At 69.4% G+C, this 14730-nt stretch carries 12 protein-coding genes; 8 read left to right on the top strand and 4 right to left on the bottom strand.

Annotated features, from left to right (window positions below; all coding sequences use genetic code 11):
- The first annotated feature begins 239 nt into the window (after positions 1 to 239).
- The gene (locus NQ151_RS12550; RefSeq protein ID WP_257509195.1) at positions 240 to 404 is read left to right on the top strand and encodes a hypothetical protein; all 165 of its coding nucleotides are present in this window, start codon (positions 240 to 242) and stop codon (positions 402 to 404) included.
- Between the two features lie 115 nt (positions 405 to 519).
- Here NQ151_RS12550 and guaB read toward each other — a convergent pair whose 3' ends face one another.
- Entirely contained in the window at positions 520 to 2025 is a 1506-nt protein-coding gene (gene guaB / locus NQ151_RS12545) for an IMP dehydrogenase (RefSeq protein ID WP_257509194.1), read from the bottom strand.
- A 252-nt stretch (positions 2026 to 2277) separates the two neighbouring features.
- Here guaB and NQ151_RS12540 point away from each other — a divergent pair, with 252 nt between their 5' ends.
- The 4 genes from NQ151_RS12540 (at position 2278) to NQ151_RS12525 (ending at position 6345) form a co-directional block, all read left to right on the top strand.
- On the top strand, positions 2278 to 3627 hold the full coding sequence (locus NQ151_RS12540; RefSeq protein ID WP_257528298.1) for a branched-chain amino acid ABC transporter permease: 1350 nt from the start codon (positions 2278 to 2280) through the stop codon (positions 3625 to 3627).
- A gap of 6 nt (positions 3628 to 3633) precedes the next feature.
- Positions 3634 to 4617 carry a branched-chain amino acid ABC transporter permease gene (locus tag NQ151_RS12535; RefSeq protein WP_257528297.1) on the top strand — a complete coding sequence of 328 codons (984 nt, stop codon included), beginning with the start codon at positions 3634 to 3636 and terminating at the stop codon, positions 4615 to 4617.
- Between the two features lie 82 nt (positions 4618 to 4699).
- Positions 4700 to 5626 carry an ABC transporter ATP-binding protein gene (locus NQ151_RS12530; protein ID WP_257509226.1) on the top strand — a complete coding sequence of 309 codons (927 nt, stop codon included), beginning with the start codon at positions 4700 to 4702 and terminating at the stop codon, positions 5624 to 5626.
- The gene (locus NQ151_RS12525; protein ID WP_257509191.1) at positions 5623 to 6345 is read left to right on the top strand and encodes an ABC transporter ATP-binding protein; all 723 of its coding nucleotides are present in this window, start codon (positions 5623 to 5625) and stop codon (positions 6343 to 6345) included. Before NQ151_RS12530 ends, NQ151_RS12525 begins: the two co-directional genes overlap by 4 nt.
- A gap of 74 nt (positions 6346 to 6419) precedes the next feature.
- Here the strand turns inward: NQ151_RS12525 and NQ151_RS12520 are convergent, their stop codons facing one another.
- The 3 genes from NQ151_RS12520 to groES form a co-directional block, all read right to left on the bottom strand.
- Positions 6420 to 7775, bottom strand: coding sequence for an ABC transporter substrate-binding protein (locus NQ151_RS12520; RefSeq protein WP_257509190.1), 1356 nt, complete (start codon positions 7773 to 7775; stop codon positions 6420 to 6422).
- A gap of 156 nt (positions 7776 to 7931) precedes the next feature.
- The gene (gene rarD / locus NQ151_RS12515; RefSeq protein WP_257528296.1) at positions 7932 to 8867 is read right to left on the bottom strand and encodes an EamA family transporter RarD; all 936 of its coding nucleotides are present in this window, start codon (positions 8865 to 8867) and stop codon (positions 7932 to 7934) included.
- An 80-nt stretch (positions 8868 to 8947) separates the two neighbouring features.
- Positions 8948 to 9244 carry a co-chaperone GroES gene (gene groES / locus NQ151_RS12510; protein WP_257509189.1) on the bottom strand — a complete coding sequence of 99 codons (297 nt, stop codon included), beginning with the start codon at positions 9242 to 9244 and terminating at the stop codon, positions 8948 to 8950.
- Between the two features lie 291 nt (positions 9245 to 9535).
- On the opposite strand from groES, the gene NQ151_RS12505 reads away from it, so the two are divergent.
- From NQ151_RS12505 to NQ151_RS12495, 3 genes are all read left to right on the top strand, one after another.
- Positions 9536 to 11317: an Hsp70 family protein gene (locus tag NQ151_RS12505; protein WP_286130183.1), complete on the top strand. Its 1782-nt coding sequence runs from the start codon at positions 9536 to 9538 to the stop codon at positions 11315 to 11317.
- A gap of 40 nt (positions 11318 to 11357) precedes the next feature.
- On the top strand, positions 11358 to 13895 hold the full coding sequence (locus NQ151_RS12500) for a helix-turn-helix transcriptional regulator (protein WP_257528295.1): 2538 nt from the start codon (positions 11358 to 11360) through the stop codon (positions 13893 to 13895).
- 97 nt (positions 13896 to 13992) lie between these two features.
- Positions 13993 to 14718: an IniB N-terminal domain-containing protein gene (locus NQ151_RS12495; protein ID WP_257528294.1), complete on the top strand. Its 726-nt coding sequence runs from the start codon at positions 13993 to 13995 to the stop codon at positions 14716 to 14718.
- Positions 14719 to 14730 lie beyond the last annotated feature (12 nt).

Below are 14730 nucleotides of genomic sequence, written 5' to 3'. Positions count from 1 at the left end.
GCAGCATCTCCTCCAGCCCGCCGCGGGAGATGAGCCCCCGATGCACAGCGGATGCCGCATCCGCACGCATCGCCTGACGGGTGTCCCGCGCCCGGGCACGGTGCAGAGGGGCGTCTCCCGCGCCAGGGCGCCGACCGCGGCGACCGTCTCCCACCACGGCGACACCACGGACCGGACCCGCAACAGGTGGGCTGGCGTGAATGGATGCGAGTGTCGGATGTCCCCGCGACGATGTCAGCATGTACCAGAAATCACCCAGACGCCGTCGTCCGTCCGCGACCGCGATCGACGGGGCCGACGCCGAGGAACCGCGTGGACACGTCCGCCGGGAGGACCCGCTCGCGATGATGCGCCGCGAGCGCGACGAACTCGCCGCCAGGCACGGCTTCGGCTTGTTCGGCTGAGCGCCCCACGAGAGTCGTGCGGGGTCCCGCCCGCGAATACTCACTCGACAGCGCGAATACTCACTCGCGAGCACGAATACTCACTCGCGAGCGCGAATACTCACTCGCGAGCGCGTCAGCGGCGGTAGTTGGGCGCCTCGACGACGATCTGCACGTCGTGCGGGTGCGACTCCTTGAGCCCGGCGGAGGTGATGCGCACGAACTTGCCGCGGGCCTTCAGCTCCTCGATCGTGCGGGCGCCGACGTAGAACATCGCCTGCCGAAGTCCTCCGACCAGCTGGTAGGACACCGCAGACACCGGTCCCCGGTACGCGACCTGGCCTTCGATCCCCTCGGGGATCAGCTTGTCGTCGCTGGGCACGTCGGCCTGGAAGTAGCGGTCCTTCGAGTACGACGTCTTCTTGCCGCGCGTCTGCAACGCGCCGAGCGACCCCATGCCGCGGTACTGCTTGAACTGCTTGCCTCCGACGAACACGATCTCGCCCGGCGACTCGTCGGTGCCGGCGAACAGCGAGCCGATCATGACGCTGTCCGCACCGGCGACCAGCGCCTTGGCGATGTCGCCGGAATACTGCAGCCCGCCGTCGGCGATCACCGGGATGCCGGCTTCACGAGCGGCCAGGGATGCCTCGTACACGGCGGTGACCTGCGGCACGCCGACGCCGGCGACGACGCGGGTGGTGCAGATCGAGCCGGGCCCGACGCCGACCTTGACGGCATCCACACCCGCATCGACGAGCGCCTGGGCGCCCTCACGGGTGGCGACGTTGCCGCCGATCACGTCGATGTGCTCGAACGTGGGGTCGGCCTTGATGCGGCGCACCATGTCGATGACGCCCGCCGACTGACCGTTGGCCGTGTCGACGACGAGGACGTCCACGCCCGCGTCGCGCAGCGCTTCGGCACGCTCCCACGCGTCACCGAAGAAGCCGATCGCCGCACCCACGCGCAGCCGCCCCTGCTCGTCCTTGGTGGCGAGGGGGTACTTCTCGCTCTTGTCGAAGTCCTTGATGGTGATGAGGCCCGCGAGCTTGCCCTCGTCGTCGATGAGCGGCAGCTTCTCCACGCGGTGCTTGGCGAACAGCGCGATGACGTCGGTGGCCCCGATGCCCACCTTGCCGGTGATGAGCCCCTCGCTGGTCATGACGTCGCGGACCTTGGTGGTGTACCGCTCGGTGCCGGTGACGAAGCGCATGTCGCGGTTGGTGATGATGCCCAGCAGTCGCCCGTCGGGGTCGATCACCGGCAGCCCCGAGATGCGGTACTGCGCGCACATCGTGTCGACCTCGTCGATGGTGGCATCCGGGGTCGTCGTGATCGGGTCGGTGATCATGCCCGACTCGCTGCGCTTGACGCGGTCGACCATGGCCGCCTGCTCCGCGATGGCGAGGTTGCGGTGGATGATGCCCAGTCCGCCCTCGCGCGCGATCGCGATCGCCATGCGCGCCTCGGTGACGGTGTCCATCGCCGCGGCGATCAGCGGAGTTGCCACCGTGATGCGGCGGGTGACGCGGGAGGACGTGTCGGCTTCGCTGGGGATGACGTCGGTGTGCCCTGGAAGCAGCAGGACGTCGTCGTAGGTCAGTCCGACGAAGCCGAAAGGATCATGCTGCTCGCTCATATGCCTGGGATGCTCCTACTCGACGGACGATCTCTTGGAATCCTAAGCGCCCCACCTGTGTGGTTCATTCCCACGCGCGGACACGCGGACCTACGCCGGCATGCGGGTGGCGCCGCTCGCCCGTCGGTCACGGTCGCATCACGGCTGACAGATCGCGGCTCCGTGAAACATCGGCGACATATTACGCTCGTAAAGTCGCAGTCGCTGCCGATGCGACCCGTTCATCGGCGCAGGTGCCGAACTGGAGGTTCTGTGAGTTCCACCACTTCTCCCGCGAAACGACCACTCGGGTGGCTCGTGCTCGCGCTGGGTGCACTGATGGCGACGCTGATGATCTTCAGCGTCGTCCCGGCGGCATCGGCCTCCACCCCCGACCCCACGCCTTCCGCTTCCCCCGGCTCCGACGAGGAACCGCAGGACCTGCCGTTCACGGTGATCGTCAACGTCAAGACCACCGGCGACGCGGTGGCAGGCGCGACGGTCCTGGTCAGCGGCGAAGGCTTCGAAACCGAGGGGGAAACCGGTGAGAACGGCAACGTCCGCATCGGCATCCCCACGAAGGACGGCACCTGGGAGGTCGAGCTCGTCGAGAGCAGCCTCCCTGACGCCGTCGAGGCGCCGGAGGGGTTCGAGTTCACCCGCGAGGTGCAGTTCGGCGGTGGCAGTAGCGTCACCGCGAACTTCACGCTGGGTGCAGCCGAACGAACCACCACGAGCTTCCTCGATCAACTGATCTCGCGCACCGTCAACGGTCTGAACTTCGGTCTCATGCTGGCGCTGGCCGCGATCGGGCTCTCGCTCGTGTTCGGCACGACGGGCCTGTCGAACTTCGCCCACGGCGAGATGGTCACCTTCGGCGCCCTGGCGGCGCTGCTGTTCTCGGCGAGCTTCGGATGGTCGATCTGGCTGGCGATCCCGGTGGCGATCGTCGTCTCCGCCCTCTTCGGACTGGGGATGGACGCCGGCCTCTGGCGACCACTGCGCCGAAAAGGCGTGGGAACTGTGCAGCTGATGATCGTCTCGATCGGACTGTCACTGGCGCTGCGGTACATCTACCAGATGATCATCGGCGGCGGGACGCAGCAGCTGCCAGGCGGCTCAACAGGCACCATCCCCGGGCTCGGCCCGATCCGGCTGACCTGGACCGACGTCATCAGCATGGCCATCTCGATCGTCGTGATCGCCGCGTTCGGCTGGTGGCTGATGCGCACGCGCATCGGCCGCGCCACCCGCGCCGTCTCCGACAACCCGTCACTGGCGGCCGCGAGCGGTATCGACGTGGATGCCGTGGTGCGCGTGGTCTGGGTGGTCGCCGCCGGGCTCGCCGGCCTCTCCGGCATCCTGTGGGCGTACTTCCGCCCCGGCATCAAATGGGACATGGGAACGTCCATCCTCCTGCTGATCTTCGCCGCGGTCACCCTCGGCGGACTCGGCACGGCGTGGGGCGCGTTGATCGGAGCGATCATCGTGGGCCTTCTCGTGGAGGTGTCGACCCTGTGGATCCCCTCCGACCTCAAGTACGTCGGTGCCCTCGTGGTGCTGATCGTCATCCTGCTGTTCCGCCCGCAGGGGATCCTCGGGCGTCGAGAGCGAATCGGGTAGCGCGCCATGGACTTCATGCAGATTCTCTCCAACACGCTCGGGCAGGTCCTCGCCCCCGCGACGCTCGGCTACGCCCTGGCGGCGATCGGACTGTCGGTGCACTTCGGATTCGCGGGACTGCTCAACATGGGTGTCGCCGGGTTCATGGCCATCGGCGCGTACGGCTTCGCGATCTCGATCCTCACGTTCGGCCTGCCCTGGGGTGTCGCGGCCGTGATCGGACTGATCGCCGCGACCCTGTTCGCCGTCGTGCTGGGCGTGCCGACGCTGCGGCTGCGGGGCGACTACCTCGCCATCGTGACCATCGCCGCCGCCGAGGTCCTGCGGCTGCTGTTCCTCACCTCCGCCTGGCGCAACGTCACCGGGTCCGCAGACGGGCTGTTCAACTATCAGCGCGGATTCCGGGGGGTCAACAACCCGCTGCCGCCTGGTACCTATGGCTTCGGCCCGTGGACGTACACCTCCGACCAGTGGTGGGTCATCATCATCGGGCTGGTCACCGTCGCCGTCGCCGTCCTCACCGTCTGGCTGCTGATGCGCAGCCCCTGGGGCCGCGTGATCAAGGGCATCCGCGAGGACGAGGATGCGGTGCGCGCGCTGGGCAAGAACGTCTTCTCGTTCAAGATGCAGGCCCTCATCATCGGCGGCATCATCATCGCCGCCGGCGGCATCATCACGGCGATGGGTTCCAACGTGAACCCGAACGTGTATGTGACATCGCAGACGTTCTACATCTGGACGGCGCTGCTGCTCGGTGGCGCAGCCACGGTGTTCGGCCCCGTCCTGGGCGCCGTGCTGTTCTGGATGGTCCGAGCCTTCCTGTCGAACCTCCTGCCCGCACTTGTGGAGATCGGCTGGCTGCCGTTCCTGTCGGGCGAGCAGTCGCAGATGCTGGTGTTCGTCCTGGTGGGCGTCGTGCTGATGCTCCTGGTGATCTTCCGACCGCAGGGGCTCCTCGGAAACAAGAAGGAGTTGACCTTTGTCCGGTGACACGCAGCACGACGATGCACTGCCCGGTGAGGTGACACCACCGGTGCAGCGCCCCAAGACCACGGGTCTGCACGTGGGCGAGATGAAGCCGGGAGTGGCGAAGAAGGACCCGATCCTCATCGCCGACAACGTCCGGCGCGTGTTCGGCGGTCTCACCGCAGTGGATGTCGAGCACGTGGAGATCCCCCGCAACGCGATCACGGCGCTGATCGGCCCGAACGGTGCCGGCAAGACCACGCTGTTCAACCTGCTCACCGGCTTCGACAAGCCCAACGAGGGAACCTGGTCGTTCGACGGCACCGCGCTTGCCGGCATCCCCGCGTTCAAAGCGGCGCGGATGGGTCAGGTGCGCACATTCCAGCTGACCAAGGCCCTGGCCCTTCTCACGGTGCTCGAGAACATGAAACTGGGCGCCCCGCAGCAGACCGGCGAGCGACTGTGGGCGGGTCTCCTCCCCTTCATCTGGCGCAAGCAGGAGTCGCGCATCGAGGAGAAGGCACGCGGGCTGCTCAAGCAGTTCAAGCTCGACACGAAAGAGGACGACTACGCCGCGGGGCTGTCCGGCGGTCAGCGCAAACTGCTCGAGATGGCGCGTGCCCTCATGAGCGACCCATCGCTGGTCATGCTCGACGAGCCGATGGCCGGGGTCAATCCGGCCCTCACCGAGTCGCTCCTCGAGCACATCCTCGATCTCAAGGACCTCGGGATGACCGTGCTGTTCGTGGAGCACGACATGCACATGGTGCGTCACATCGCCGATTGGGTGATCGTGATGGCCGAGGGCAAGATCGTCGCCGAGGGACCGCCCGATGTGGTCATGCGGGAGCCTGCGGTGATCGACGCCTACCTCGGTGCGCACCAGGATGTGGACCTGGGCGTCGTGACGGGGCGCCACGAAGGCACGCTCACGACCGAGGCCCTCGCGCTCGTGGAGACCGCGCACGAGCTGAGCGAGGTCATCGAGGCCGAGCTCGAGCATCCGACCGATCGAGAAGAGGACGCCAAGTGAGCGTGAACGTCGTCGAGCTCGACAACGTCGTCGCCGGCTACCTGCCCGGAGTGAACATCCTCAACGGCGCGAACCTGACCGCCGCCAAGGGCGAGCTGATCGGCATCATCGGGCCCAACGGTGCCGGCAAGTCGACCATGCTCAAGGCCATCTTCGGCCAGGTGAAGGTGCGCGAGGGCGCGGTGCTGCTCAACGGCGAGGACATCACCGGTCTGCGCGCCAACAAGCTCGTCGCCAAGGGCGTGGGCTTCGTGCCGCAGACCAGCAACGTCTTTCCCAGCCTCACGATCGCCGAGAACCTGCAGATGGGCGCCTACCAGCGTCCGAAGGCGTTCGACGAGCGGGTCGGATTCGTCACCTCGATCTTCCCCGACCTCGCCAAGCGCCTCAATCAACGCGCCGGATCGCTCTCCGGCGGCGAGCGGCAGATGGTCGCGATGGGCCGTGCGCTCATGATGGACCCCCACGTGCTGCTACTGGATGAGCCGTCGGCGGGGCTGTCCCCCGCCCGGCAGGACGAGGCGTTCATCCGGGTGTCGGAGATCAACAAGGCGGGCGTGACGACGATCATGGTCGAGCAGAACGCGCGCCGCTGCCTGCAGATCTGCGACCGCGGCTACGTGCTCGACCAGGGCCGCGACGCCTACACCGGCACCGGACGCGAACTGCTGAACGACCCGAAGGTCATCGGCCTGTACCTGGGCACCCTCGGCGCCTGACGCGCGCCACACCCGCGAACACACGACAGCGGCCCCGGTCCGAAGACCGGGGCCGCTGCTGTTCCTCAGGCTGATCAGCCGATGTTGAGGAAGCTGTAGTTGTTCTCGTCGTCGAACTGGAAGACGCCGATGGTCGCCTCGGTCGGGTCGCCCACCTCGTTGAAGGTGACCGGGCCGGAGACGCCGTCGTAATCGGCGACCTCACCCGCGACGATGATGTCGGCGCACTCGGCGAACGTTGTGCACTTCGTGCCCTCACCCGTGCCACCCGACACCTGCTGCAGGTGGGCTGCCACATCCGGGCCCGCCGTCGAGCCGGCCTCCAGCGCACCCAGTGCCAGCAGCACGACTGCGTCGTAGGACTCGGGCGCGTAGGTGAAGTCCTTCAGCGGGGCATTGCCCTGCTCGACCCAGAACGCCTCGAGGGCGGTGCGGAACTCGTCCGTCGCGGCCGGGTCGACCGCCGGGTAGGTGCCCTTGGCGCCTGCCAGCGTGCCCGCCTCGAACTCATCACCGAAGTTCGACAGGTTGCCGTCGACGAAGTAGAGCTTGTCGGCCGGGAAGTCCGCGACCAGCTCGGGGATCATCGTGGTGACCTCTTCGAATGTGATGAGCGCGATCGCGTCGGCGCCGGCTGCCAGCACGTCCTCGACCTGCGTCGAGAAGGTGGTGTCACCGGTGTTGTACAGCGAGGTCGCGACGACCTCACCGCCGGCGGCCTCGAACGACTCCTTCGTGAAGCACGCCAGGCCGGTGCCGTACGAGTCGTTGAGCACGATCATGCCCAGCGTCTCGTTGCCGTCGGCAGCGATCAGGTTGCCCAGGACCTCGCCCTGCAGGACGTCGGAGGGAGCGGTGCGCCAGTACAGGCCGTTGTCCTCGTAGCCGGTGAAGGCAGCCGAGGTGTTCGCGGGCGAGAACTGGATCGCGTCGGCGGCGATGACGGAGTCGATGAACTGCAACGACGTGCCAGAGGATGCCGCGCCGACGATGGCCGTGGCGCCCTCACCCAGCAGACGCGGGATCTCCGTCTCGTATGCCTTGTTGTCGGTGTCGCCCGAGTCGCCCTGCACGAGGTTGATCTGCACACCCTTGTTGGCGGCGTTGATCTCTGCGGCGGCGTACTCGGTGGCCGAGATCTCCGGCGGGCCGAGGAACGCCAGGTTCCCGGTGACGGGAAGGGCCGTGCCGATCGTGTACGTCAGGTCGGTGCCGGGCCCGGTCGAAGACGAGGAGTACTCCGGCGTGTACGCCGCTGGAGCCGCTGCATCGCAGTCGATCGGAAACTCGAAACCTGCGGCTTCGCCGCCTGCTGTCTCTTCAGGCTCGCCCCCGCCGCTGGTACAGCCGGCAAGGATGATCACGCTGACTCCGGCCACGGCGACTGCGCCGAGGACCTTGGCGCCGCGCGAACGTGTGAAGACGCTCATAGTGCTCCCTAGTTGATTCATGAAGGCGCGGCTTCGTCGGGTGCCGCTCCGGTGCGTCCAACCTAATCGTGGGTCCGCGTCGTCAGTGTTGCGATGTGTTAACGGTCTGAAACAGAAGGGTCTCGGATCGATAACGACCAGCGGATGCCGCTGCGCTCAGGTGATCGCACCGAGGTCGTCGACGCCGCGAACGCGGCGGGCGTGACGCAGCGAATCGACCGTCAGCAGGATCAGCGCCACCCACACCAGCGCGAACCCGACCCAGCGCTCCGGCGGCATGTCCTCGCCCAGCCACACCCCGATCGCGAACTGCAGCACCGGCGCGACGAACTGCAGCAGCCCCATCACGGTCAGCTGCGCACGGCGCGCGCCGGCGGCGAAGAACAGCAGCGGCGTGGCGGTGATCACGCCGGCCAGGCACAGCAGCACCGCGTGCGCCGGCCCCGCCGAGCCCATCGTGATCCCGGTCGTAGCCGCAACGACCGCCAGTTGCACGATCGCGACCGGCATCAGCCAGAACGACTCCAGCGTCAGTCCGCTGATGGCATCCACCGCAGGGCCGAGCTGCTTCTTCACCAGGCCGTAGACACCGAACGAGGCGGCCAGCGTGAGCGCGATCCAGGGGAACGTGCCGTAGCCCACGACGATGACGAGGACTGCGGCCACCGCGATGCCGATGGCCACCCACTGCGTGACGCGCAGCCGCTCGCGCAGCACCAGCACGCCCAGCAGCACCGTGACGATCGGGTTGACGAAGTAGCCGAGGCTCGATTCCAGCACGTGGCCGGTGAGCGTCGCGATGAGGAAGACCTGCCAGTTGACGTAGATGAGGGCGCCGGCCACCGCGGTCCACAGCAGCAGCCGCGGGCGGCGGATGATCGCCAGGATCTTCGGCCAGGAGCGCGTCACGCTCAGCAGCAGCAGGCAGAACACCAGCGACAGCAGCACCCGCCACGAGACGACCTCCCACGGCCCGGTGGGGGCCAGCAGCAGGAAGTACAGAGGCATGAAGCCCCACAGGAAATACGCGATGAACGCGTAGACGCCGCCGAGCATCCGTTCGCGAGCGGGGTCAGCAGCAGCAGCCGTCATCACCGATCCAGCCTAGGGGCCCCAACGACGACGAAGGACCCGGATGCAGTGCATCCGGGTCCTTCACAAAGCGTCGCTGCTCAGCGGACGACGACCGCCAGCACGTCGCGCGCCGAGAGCACCAGCAGCTCGTCGCCACCGAACTTGACCTCGGTCCCGCCGTACTTGCTGTAGATCACGCGGTCGCCCACGGCGATATCCAGCGGGATGCGGTTGCCGTTGTCGTCGATGCGACCGGGGCCCACTGCGACGACCTCGCCCTCCTGGGGCTTCTCCTTCGCAGTGTCGGGAATGACCAGCCCGCTGGCGGTGGTCTGCTCGGCCTCGACCTGCTTGATGACGATGCGGTCCTCGAGCGGCTTGATGGAAACCGACACGGTCTACCTCTTTCTTGAAACTGAAGACTCGTTAGCACACACCCAGTGAGAGTGCTAACGCCAGTGTACGGGGACGCTGGCACTCCCGCAACGCGAGTGCCAGCCCGTGACGCCGCATGACGGTCGCGTGCTCGAGCGTGTATGAGCACCCCTGGTGCGCCCTCCTGACAGGTGATATACATAGCGCGACCGCAAGGCCGTTGTCCGAATTCCGGGGGGAAGGGACACGTAGTGGGGTACGTCATCGCCGTCGATGTCGGAACCAGTAGGACAGCTGCAGCCGTTGCACGTGTGGGATCGAATGGGGAGATCTCGACGACTCCGTTCGCTCTCGGACGTCACGCCGACAGCGTCCCGAGTTCCGCCTTCGCACTCTCGGGTGAGCTCCTGTGGGGGGATGCCGCCGAGCGCCGGGGCCTCACCGCGCCGGACCGTCTGATCCGGGAGTTCAAGCGTCGGGTGGGCGATGATGTGCCGATCGTCGCGGGAGACCAGAGCTTCACCGCCGAGCAGCTGTTCGCCCGGATGGTGGCGTGGGTGGTGGACACGATCCGCGAGCGCGAGGGCCACTCCCCCGATGCCGTCGCGGTCACGGTGCCGGTCACCTGGGGCGGCTACCGCACCGACCTGATTGCGGGGGCGCTGGCGCGAGCCGGACTCGGGGAAGTCGCCATCGTCAGCGAGCCAGAGGCCGCGGCCCGCCGCTACGAGATGATCAACCCGCTGGAACCGGGGCATGCCCTCGCCGTCTACGACCTCGGCGGCGGCACGTTCGATGCCGTCATCCTCCGTAAGGACGCCGACGACACCCTGGTGCCGGCCGGGGAGCCCACCGGCATCCGCGATCTCGGCGGTGCCGACTTCGATGACGCGGTGCTGCGTCACACGCTCGGTGTGGCGGGCTTTTCCGCCGCAGCCCTCGCCGTCGATCGCGGCGCGCGGATGGGCGTGGCGGTGCTGCGACGCGAATGCGTGGATGCCAAGGAGGCACTGTCCTTCGACAGCGATGCGTCGATCCCGGTGCTGCTGGGAGAGCGCGAGACCACGGTGCGCCTCACCCGCGACGAGTTCGAGGCGATGATCGGAGAGGCGATCGACCGCACCGCGGAGACGCTGGCCGATGCGCTGGAATCGGCCGCTGTTCCCGCCGATCGCGTCGATGCGATCCTGCTCACCGGCGGATCCTCCCGCATCCCGCGCATCGCGCAGCGGCTGTCGGCGCGATTCGACCTGCCCATCGCCACGGATGCCGACCCGAAGGCGATCATCGCCCTGGGCGCGGCCGGCGCGCTCGCCGCACAGCGTCTGGCGGCGGCACCGCGCGCCGTGGTCGAGTTCGAGGATGCGCCCGCGCTGCCGGACGGGGCCGCCGGCGACGCCGCGGATGCCACCGCTGCCGCAGCACCGCCACGATCCTGGTTCCGTCGCATCGGTGCCGGAGCGCTCTCGGGCACCGGCGTGGTCGCGCTCGCGGCGACGATGATCACCCTGAGCGCATCAGCGCTGGGCGGAGCGCCGGTCGACACCGCACGGGGCGACGACGACGCTCAGCGCGCCTCGGCGATGCTGCCGTGGGCGTGGGACGGCGCGCAGCCGCAGGCCCTGCCGACCTCCGATCCGGAGGCCGCCCCGCTGGTGACGGCTCCGGCGCCGCCCGCGACCGAAGACGCCCCTGGTCCGTCCGAGCGGCGCGCCCCCGGCAGGGCGACACCACGCGAACCTGCCACCGCGAACCCGGCTGCGCCGCGCAGCGCGGCGCGCCCCGGCTCGGCCGACGCGTCCGCCGAGCCGGGCAGGCCCACCCCCGCGCCGAACCCGGCGGCGCCTGTCGTCGCCCCCGACCCCTCTCCCGAGCCGGAACCGACGACGGAGCCGGATCCCGAACCTGAGCCCGAGCCCGACCCCGAGCCCGAGCCTGACCCCGAGCCCGAACCGGAGCCCACGACCGATCCGGAACCGGAACCGGAGCCCACCGACCCCGCCCCCGAGACGTCGGACCCCACACCCGAATCACCGACCCCCGCGGACCCCGGCCCGCTGTCCGAGCCGAGTCCGCCCGAGTACACCGTCTGATCGGGTGCCCGCCCCCGGTGCGCGCCCGTCCAGGAGAACCATGTCATTGGCTTCTATTTCGTCCCCGCCGCTCTCGGTGATCCGTGCCGAGCCGGCCACGGAAAGACCGGCCCTGTGGTCCCGCCTCGCGCACAGTCACATCGCGGCGCTGACGACGGACGACGCCCCGGCCCGGGCCGTCGTCACCGGCGTCGCCGGCTCCGGAAAGTCCAGCGTGTTACGCCACGTGCGCCGCGCCCTGCAGGCGCGGGGCCGCGCCATCACCCGCGTCACCGATGGGGCTGATCTCAGCGCGGCGCAGCCGGACGACGTGCTCCTCGTCGACGACGCGCACCGCCTCGATGCCGAGGCACTCGAGGCAGTGCTGCACCGCCTGGACGATCCCGCCTGCGAGGTGGTCGTCGCCTGCCGGCCGTGGCCGCGCAGCGCTCCCCTGCAGCTCCTGGTGCGCCGGCTGCAGCAGGAGCGGCCGACGATCGTGCTGGACCGGCTCTCCGCGCACGATGTCGCCGCGTGGCTCGCCGCCCACCAGCGCGCCCTTCCGCCCGGGCGCGTGGAGGCCCTGCTGACGCTGTGCGGCGGCGTGCCGTGGCTCGTTGTCGAGGCCCTGCATCTTGACGACGAAGTCGCCCTCGCCGACGAGCAGGAGAGCCTGCGCGCGGTCTCCGACGCCCTGTCGGCGATCATCGCCCACCGGCTGCGCACGATCGATCCCGAGGTGCGCGATGGGGTCGAGCTGATCTGCCTGCTGGAAGGTGCGCCCACCGGGTGGCCGGATGATCCGGCCGACACCGTCGTGGCCGCCGCGCACGCGGAGGGGCTGCTGCTGATGGACGGGACGCCGGCACCGGTTGTGCGCGAAGCGGTGCAGGCCACGGTCTCACCGGACCGGCTGCTGCATCTGCTCTCGCTCGCCCCTGAGCACACCGTCGCCGACACGGTCGCCGCACGCGTGCGGGAGCCTCGGCTGGCCGATCGGCTGCTGCGACGGGCCGACTCCCTCATCGCCGAGCAGCCCGAGCGCGCGCTGGCGCTGTTCGCGCTGGCCGCCGACGCCGGGGCGGATGCCGCGACGGCCGCGCTCGGGCGGGCACGCGCCGCGTGGGCGCTGGGCAGCCTGGACGCCGTCGGCGTCGAACTTGATCGCGCGGCGCGGGCCGGCACCCCGGCCCCCGCCGAGGCGACCGACCTCGCCGCAGCCCTGTGGTCGGCACGCGGGCTCACCGAGCGCAGCCACGCCATCCACCGCGCACACCCGCCCACCGCGCCGCGCACCGCCGCGGCATCGGTCGCGGTGGCCTTCGCCGTCGGCGACGGCGAAGCCGCACGCGAGAGCGCGATGCCGACGCCGCAGCGGGTCCCCTCCACGCTCGACGTGGCATCCGAGCTGCTCGTGGCGGGCCTGCAGTCCACCCTCGACGGCGACGGCTCCGCGGGGCTGGGCGATCTCGTCCGCGCCGCCGAGATGCACACCGCGTCGGGGTCGGCCGAAGCCGTACCCGAGTTGCCGGCGGTGATCGCGGCCACCGCGGCGCTCCAGCTCGGCGAACCGGATGTGGCTGCCACGGTGCTCGCCGACGCCGTCCGCGGCGGACACGGCGGGGCGTGGGCCCACGACAGGCTGCAGTTGTGGAGCGCATGGGTGGCGATGCAGCGGGAGCGCCCGCACGAGGCGGAGGCCGCCCGCGCGCGGGTGCGGGCAGCGGTGCGGGAGTTGTCCACCCGCGACCGGATCGTGTCGGATGCCGTGGCGGTGGGGGTGGCCCGGCGGTTCGGCGACGCCGCGGCACTGGCCACCGCATGGCGCGGCGCGCGCGAGTCGCTGCTGCGCGTCCGGTTCGATCTGTTCATCCTGCTGCCGCTGACCGAGCTCACCGTCACCGCCGCACGACTGGGTGAGGGCGACCGCATCGCGGATCATTTCGACCGCGCGGTGGCGCTGACCGACCATCTCGGATCCCCCGCCCTGTGGAGCACCGCCCTGTACTGGGCTGGCGTGCAGCGCGGCATCCTCTCCAACGATCCCGAGTCGCTCAAACCCCATGCCCGCAGGCTCCTGTCGGCGGCCGCGCGCAGCCGCACGGCCGCGACCATGGCACAGGCCGGGCGGGTGTGGACGGATGTGCTGGCCGGTCGCGTCGATCCGGACGCGGTCGAGTCTGCCGCCTCACAGCTCGCCTCGATCGGTCTCGCCTGGGACGGGGCACGCCTGGCCGGCCACGGCGCGGGGCGCACCGATGACCGACGGGTGGCGGCCCGGCTGCTGGCCTGCGCGCGGCAGCTGCACCCGCGCGAAGACACCGCCGCCGAGCCGACGACCGACGAGGGCGCTGCCGCGACCGGGCCGGCGCTGAGCGCGCGCGAGCAGGATGTCGCCCAGCTCGTGCTGCAGGGCAAGACCTACGCCGAGATCGGCGCGGCGATCTTCATCTCGCCCCGCACCGCCGAGCACCACATCGCCCGCATCCGCCAACGGCTGGGCGCCACGTCGCGCTCGGACCTGCTCGACAAGCTGCGCGGCGGGCTGGCAGCCCCCGGCGACAGCCCATCCCCCCTGCCCCCGGGGGCGGTCCCCTAGTGGGCGCGGTGGAATGGGGGGCGCAGCCCCGACGCGGCGCCCGACCTGAAGACCTAGCGTTGAAATCGGATCCATCTCGGTTGCAGAGGAGCACACCATGAGCATCACCGTCGCCACCGTCGCCGACGCGTTGATCGAATTCATCCTGAGCCTGTTGCGCGACCCGGAAGCCGTCGAGGAGTTCGAAGCCGACCCGGCGGCGGCGCTGGGCAGTCGCGGGCTGTCGCAGGTGCGGGCGGAAGATGTCTGCGCCGTGGCCCCCGTCATCGCCGAACGCCCGGCGGTCGTCGTCGCCGCCGACCCCAACCCGGACCCGCCGAGCCCGTCGGTGAACCCGGTGGTGCGCGAGATCCAGAACATCGTCAACAACCTCACCATCGACGACCGCGACACCATCGTGGACCAATCGGTCAACCAGAACATCTGGGCCGCGGGGGATGTGACCCAGACCTTCGACAACGAGGCCGTCGTGGGTTCGGGAGACGGATCGATCGCCGCGGGCGACGATGTGGACATCGACCAGACCGAGGACAACTCGACCAACGTCAACGCCGGCGAGAACGTCAACGTGGGCAACGACACCACGACGACGGTGACCGCGGGGTCGAACAACCAGCAGACCGACACGTCGACGACCACCGACAGCTCGACCGCCACGACCACGACAGGCTCCGGCAACGATTCGTCGACCACCACGACGGCGGAAAGCTCGTACAACGACTCCGCCACGACCTACCAGGAGACCGCGGTCGACACCGAGTCCACGACCGTATACGAATCGACCGACACCGTCATCGACGAGACCGGGAGCGACGATTTCTGACGTCGAACGCGC

It is taken from the genome of Microbacterium sp. zg-YB36, assembly GCF_024623575.2.
GTDB lineage: Bacteria > Actinomycetota > Actinomycetes > Actinomycetales > Microbacteriaceae > Microbacterium.
Note: the sequence above shows the minus strand (reverse complement) of the source record. Positions and strands in the feature narration are given on the sequence as shown.

Coding starts and splice junctions, on each gene's coding strand:
- NQ151_RS12535 (WP_257528297.1), top strand. CDS start 3,634: ATGGACTTCATGCAGATTCTCTCCAACACGCTCGGGCAGGTCCTCGCC.
- NQ151_RS12530 (WP_257509226.1), top strand. CDS start 4,700: ATGAAGCCGGGAGTGGCGAAGAAGGACCCGATCCTCATCGCCGACAAC.
- rarD (WP_257528296.1), bottom strand. CDS start 8,867: ATGACGGCTGCTGCTGCTGACCCCGCTCGCGAACGGATGCTCGGCGGC.
- guaB (WP_257509194.1), bottom strand. CDS start 2,025: ATGAGCGAGCAGCATGATCCTTTCGGCTTCGTCGGACTGACCTACGAC.
- NQ151_RS12520 (WP_257509190.1), bottom strand. CDS start 7,775: ATGAGCGTCTTCACACGTTCGCGCGGCGCCAAGGTCCTCGGCGCAGTC.
- NQ151_RS12550 (WP_257509195.1), top strand. CDS start 240: ATGTACCAGAAATCACCCAGACGCCGTCGTCCGTCCGCGACCGCGATC.
- NQ151_RS12495 (WP_257528294.1), top strand. CDS start 13,993: ATGAGCATCACCGTCGCCACCGTCGCCGACGCGTTGATCGAATTCATC.
- NQ151_RS12500 (WP_257528295.1), top strand. CDS start 11,358: ATGTCATTGGCTTCTATTTCGTCCCCGCCGCTCTCGGTGATCCGTGCC.